Origin of the sequence: Mesorhizobium sp. M4A.F.Ca.ET.050.02.1.1, assembly GCF_003997725.1 — a bacterium.
In the GTDB taxonomy this organism is placed as follows: domain Bacteria; phylum Pseudomonadota; class Alphaproteobacteria; order Rhizobiales; family Rhizobiaceae; genus Mesorhizobium.
Map to the genome: position 1 here is coordinate 1 of NZ_RZSG01000174.1, position 5,000 is coordinate 5,000.

The following is a 5,000-nucleotide window of genomic DNA, read 5'->3' on the forward strand; positions in this document are numbered from 1 at the left end:
GTCGGCGCCGGCGTCGCCAAGGCCGGTACGGGCGCCATAGTCTGGTCGGGGCTAGGCAAGACGGTTGCGGCCATCGTGCTCTCACCGGCGACGGGATTCGTGCTCGCGCTCCTCCTCGTTCTCGTCGTCTCCTGGCTGTTCGTACGCCAGACGCCGTTCGCCGTCGACAATACGTTTCGCGTGCTGCAGTTCTTTTCCGCCTCGCTCTATTCGTTGGGCCATGGCGGCAACGACGCGCAGAAGACCATGGGCATCATCGCCGTGCTGCTCTATTCGCAAGGTGTGCTCGGACAGACCTTCTATGTGCCGTTGTGGGTGGTCATTACCTGCCAGTCGGCGCTGGCGCTCGGCACGCTGCTCGGCGGCTGGCGCATCGTCCACACAATGGGATCGAAAATCACGCGACTGAACCCGATGCAGGGTTTCTGCGCCGAGACCGGTGGTGCGATCACGCTTTTTGCCGCCACCTGGCTCGGCGTTCCGGTATCGACAACGCACACCATCACCGGCGCCATCATCGGCGTCGGCGCCGCCCGCCGTGTCTCGGCGGTGCGCTGGGGTATCGCCGGTAACATCGTCGTCGCCTGGGTGATTACCTTGCCGGCGACAGCAGCGATTTCGGCGCTGACCTACCTCGCTACGCGGATGGCCGGATGATGCGGCCTGCCTGCGTCCGGGGCGACGCTATTGCCCACCAGGTTCAGGTGTTCCCGTCGGGATCCTTGAACCAACCGTCCTTGATGCCGCAGCCGGCGTGGATGTCGCCCTCGAACGTCAGGCCGGGTCGTATTCCGTTCTCTTGATCGACGTGGACGGCATAGCGCCAAACGATCCTAGCGGCTTTTTATTTCAGACGGTGTGCGCCGAGGTGGAGCGCTCGCTTGGGACCAAGAAGCTGGCACCGACCTTGCACAGAAGAGATTGCCGGTACTCCTCCACTGGCCCCCTGATGGGGATCAGGACGTAACTTCGCCGGGCTTAAAGCTTGGGGGCTTCGCCCGGCGAGTCTTTCTCCCCCTCGCGGCGCCGACGAGCCTGTGGAAAGGAACCGCTTATTCACCATGAGCATGCATCGTAATTGAAGGCGTTCCAATCGCGCTAACCTGACCGTCCGCCAAGGATTGGCGCGCCCCCGCCCAAAACTGAACAATGTCGAGCCACTCGGCTACCTGGCCGAAGTGCTCACCAGAATCGTCAACGGCACCCAAACCGCCAGATCGACGATCTCCTGCCTTGGGCCTACATCGCCAATCACGAGCTTAAGGCCGTGGCCTGAGAACACCACTTACGAAGGTGAACAGCCCGCCCAAAAACAAAACCGCCCCGGTCAGACCGGAACGGTTATTGATTTATGATAGAATTGGTTGCGGGGACAGGATTTGAACCTGTGACCTTCAGGTTATGAGCCTGACGAGCTACCGGGCTGCTCCACCCCGCGTCAACTACGAGCAAGCGTTAGCTTGCGTCCTTAGAGGTAAGTTTGAGCTTACCGGAATCAAGAGGCCTGCCAAATGAAAGGGCCGCTTGCGCGGCCCGGGATCCCGTTTGGCGGGCCTATCGTAATGAGAAGATGAACGTGCGTTTGGCAGACCTGGCAGCGACCTACTCTCCCGCGTCTTGAGACGAAGTACCATCAGCGCTGGAGCGTTTCACGGCCGAGTTCGGAATGGGATCGGGTGCAGCCGCTCCGCCATAACCACCAGGTCGGCGAAACGCACGTTGTTCGAGAAGCTGTTTTTTGTGCCTTGGATGTTCATTTGGCCTGGCACCTTTCGAAGCGAAGCTTCGCAAGGCCGACCGGCCGTCGGCGCCGATGCGCCGCACCCACGTAGCGCCGCCCGAAGGGCGGAACAAGCGTGAGTGAGAACAAAGATGGATATTAGGAATGAGAACGATCAAGCCGATCGAACTATTAGTACCGGTAAGCTTCAAGCGTTGCCGCTCTTCCACACCCGGCCTATCAACGTGGTCGTCTTCCACGGTTCTCAGGGAATACTCGTTTCAAGGTGGGTTTCCCGCTTAGATGCCTTCAGCGGTTATCCCGTCCGGATATAGCTACCCTGCTATGCGGCTGGCGCCACAACAGGTCCACCAGAGATCCGTCCATCCCGGTCCTCTCGTACTAGGGACAGATCCTTTCAATATTCCTACACCCACGGCAGATAGGGACCGAACTGTCTCACGACGTTCTGAACCCAACTCACGTACCGCTTTAAATGGCGAACAGCCATACCCTTGGGACCTGCTCCAGCCCCAGGATGCGATGAGTCGACATCGAGGTGCCAAACAACCCCGTCGATATGGACTCTTGGGGGTCATCAGCCTGTTATCCCCGGCGTACCTTTTATCCGTTGAGCGATGGCCCTTCCACGCGGGACCACCGGATCACTATGACCGACTTTCGTCTCTGCTCGACTTGTCAGTCTCGCAGTCAGGCAGGCTTATGCCATTGCACTCAGCGAACGATTTCCGACCGTTCTGAGCCCACCATCGCGCGCCTCCGTTACTCTTTAGGAGGCGACCGCCCCAGTCAAACTACCCACCATACATTGTCCCGGACCCGGATAACGGGCCGCGGTTAGACATCCATAGAGATAAGGGTGGTATTTCAAGGGTGGCTCCACCAAGGCTGGCGCCCTGGCTTCAAAGCCTACCACCTATCCTACACATGCCACTACGAATGCCAATGTAAAGCTATAGTAAAGGTGCACGGGGTCTTTCCGTCTAACCGCAGGAACCCCGCATCTTCACGGGGAATTCAATTTCACTGAGTCTATGCTGGAGACAGCGGGGAAGTCGTTACGCCATTCGTGCAGGTCGGAACTTACCCGACAAGGAATTTCGCTACCTTAGGACCGTTATAGTTACGGCCGCCGTTTACTGGGGCTTCGATTCAGAGCTTGCACCCCTCCTCTTAACCTTCCAGCACCGGGCAGGCGTCAGACCCTATACGTCGCCTTGCGGCTTCGCAGAGCCCTGTGTTTTTGATAAACAGTCGCTACCCCCTGGTCTGTGCCACCCTCCTCTGCTTGCGCAGAAAAGGGTCACGCTTCTTCCGAAGTTACGCGTGCAATTTGCCGAGTTCCTTCAGCATAGTTCTCTCAAGCGCCTTGGTATACTCTACCAGACCACCAGTGTCGGTTTCGGGTACGGTCTATAAGGAGGAGCTATTTCCTGGAACCGCTCCGCTGCCCAACCAATCCGATAAGGTTGAACAACTTGTGCAATCCGTCACTACCTCCAGGCCCACGAATATTAACGTGGTTCCCATCGACTACGCGTTTCCGCCTCGTCTTAGGGGCCGGCTAACCCTGCTCAGATTAACTTTAAGCAGGAACCCTTGGTCTTTCGGCGGGGGAGTCTCTCACTCCCCTTACGTTACTCATGTCAGCATTCGCACTTCTGATACCTCCACCGCCCCTCACGGGTACGGCTTCATCAGCTTACAGAACGCTCCGCTACCGCTCGTGATTGCTCACGAACCCTAAGCTTCGGTGTATGGCTTTAGCCCCGTTACATTTTCGGCGCAAAGACCCTTATTTAGACCAGTGAGCTGTTACGCTTTCTTTAAATGATGGCTGCTTCTAAGCCAACATCCTGGTTGTTTTGGGATCCTCACATCCTTTCCCACTTAGCCATAACTTGGGGACCTTAGCTGTAGGTCAGGGTTGTTTCCCTTTTCACGACGGACGTTAGCACCCGCCGTGTGTCTGCCGACTAGTACTCCCAGGTATTCGGAGTTTGGTTAGGTTTGGTAATCCGGTGAGGACCCCTAGCCCATCCAGTGCTCTACCCCCTGGGGTATTCGGTCGACGCTCTACCTAAATAGATTTCGCGGAGAACCAGCTATTTCCGAGTTTGATTGGCCTTTCACCCCTAGCCACAAGTCATCCCGAACTATTGCAACAGTTATGGGTTCGGTCCTCCAGTAAGTGTTACCTTACCTTCAACCTGCTCATGGCTAGATCACTCGGTTTCGGGTCTAATGCGACGAACTGAACGCCCTGTTCAGACTCGCTTTCGCTGCGCCTACACCTATCGGTTTAAGCTTGCTCGTCACACTAAGTCGCTGACCCATTATACAAAAGGTACGTGGTCACCCTTGCGGGCTCCCACTGTTTGTAGGCAATCGGTTTCAGGTACTCTTTCACTCCCCTTGTCGGGGTGCTTTTCACCTTTCCCTCACGGTACTAGTTCGCTATCGGTCATGCACGAGTACTTAGGCTTGGAAGGTGGTCCTCCCAATTTCAGACAGGATTTCACGTGTCCCGCCTTACTCGAGGACGATTGATCGCATTACGCGTACGGGGCTGTCACCCGCTATGGCCCAACTTTCCAGAAGGTTCCGCTTGTCTCTCAATCGCCACTGGCCTGGTCCGGGTTCGCTCGCCACTACTTCCGGAGTCTCGGTTGATGTCCTTTCCTACGGGTACTTAGATGTTTCAGTTCCCCGCGTTCGCCACTTTATCCCTATGTATTCAGGATAAGTTACCTATTATCGATACTTGGAAACCACAGCGGCAGATCGCTCTGCAGCTCTGATTTTCCAAGTACCTTAGGTGGGTTTCCCCATTCGGAAATCTACGGATCAAAGGGTATTCGCACCTCCCCGTAGCTTATCGCAGCGTATCACGTCCTTCATCGCCTGTGCATGCCAAGGCATCCACCAATTGCCCTTAAGACACTTGATCGTTCTCATTGCCAATATCCATCTGCGCGATCCAAAGGATCGTCGCTTCAGCCCTCCCCTTGCGAGGTTAGCTAAGCGCGACCTCGAAGAGATCGTCGCCTGAACCAGATCCTGTGCGGGACATGGCTTCAATGGAATTGGCACAAAAAGACCAGCTTCTCGAGATCGGTTCGAGGGCGCGGTTAGGCAAACCCATCATATGCAAGGGATTGAGCGTCCCTTGCGACAAATCACGATCCTTGCGGACCATGAAGTTCGAACAAATCTTCTCTTTACGATGTCAAACAGAACAGGCGGAGAGCCTTAGCTC

At 56.3% G+C, this 5,000-nt stretch carries 1 protein-coding gene, 1 tRNA gene, 2 rRNA genes and 1 pseudogene; 2 read left to right on the forward strand and 3 right to left on the reverse strand.

Annotated features, from left to right (window positions below; genetic code table 11):
• Both EOA33_RS14150 and EOA33_RS40465 read left to right on the forward strand, forming a co-directional pair.
• Window positions 1–657, forward strand: a 657-nt coding sequence (locus EOA33_RS14150) for an inorganic phosphate transporter (RefSeq protein WP_145989136.1), incomplete at its 5' end; no start/stop codon positions are given.
• A gap of 482 nt (window positions 658–1,139) precedes the next feature.
• Window positions 1,140–1,276, forward strand: a pseudogene (locus EOA33_RS40465) (transposase domain-containing protein); the annotation flags it as partial.
• 85 nt (window positions 1,277–1,361) lie between these two features.
• Here EOA33_RS40465 and EOA33_RS14165 read toward each other — a convergent pair.
• The 3 genes from EOA33_RS14165 to EOA33_RS14175 form a co-directional block, all read right to left on the reverse strand.
• Window positions 1,362–1,438 (reverse strand) — tRNA-Met (locus EOA33_RS14165).
• A gap of 151 nt (window positions 1,439–1,589) precedes the next feature.
• Window positions 1,590–1,704: ribosomal RNA gene (gene rrf, locus EOA33_RS14170) — 5S ribosomal RNA — on the reverse strand.
• Between the two features lie 187 nt (window positions 1,705–1,891).
• A 23S ribosomal RNA gene (locus tag EOA33_RS14175) occupies window positions 1,892–4,691 on the reverse strand.
• Window positions 4,692–5,000 lie beyond the last annotated feature (309 nt).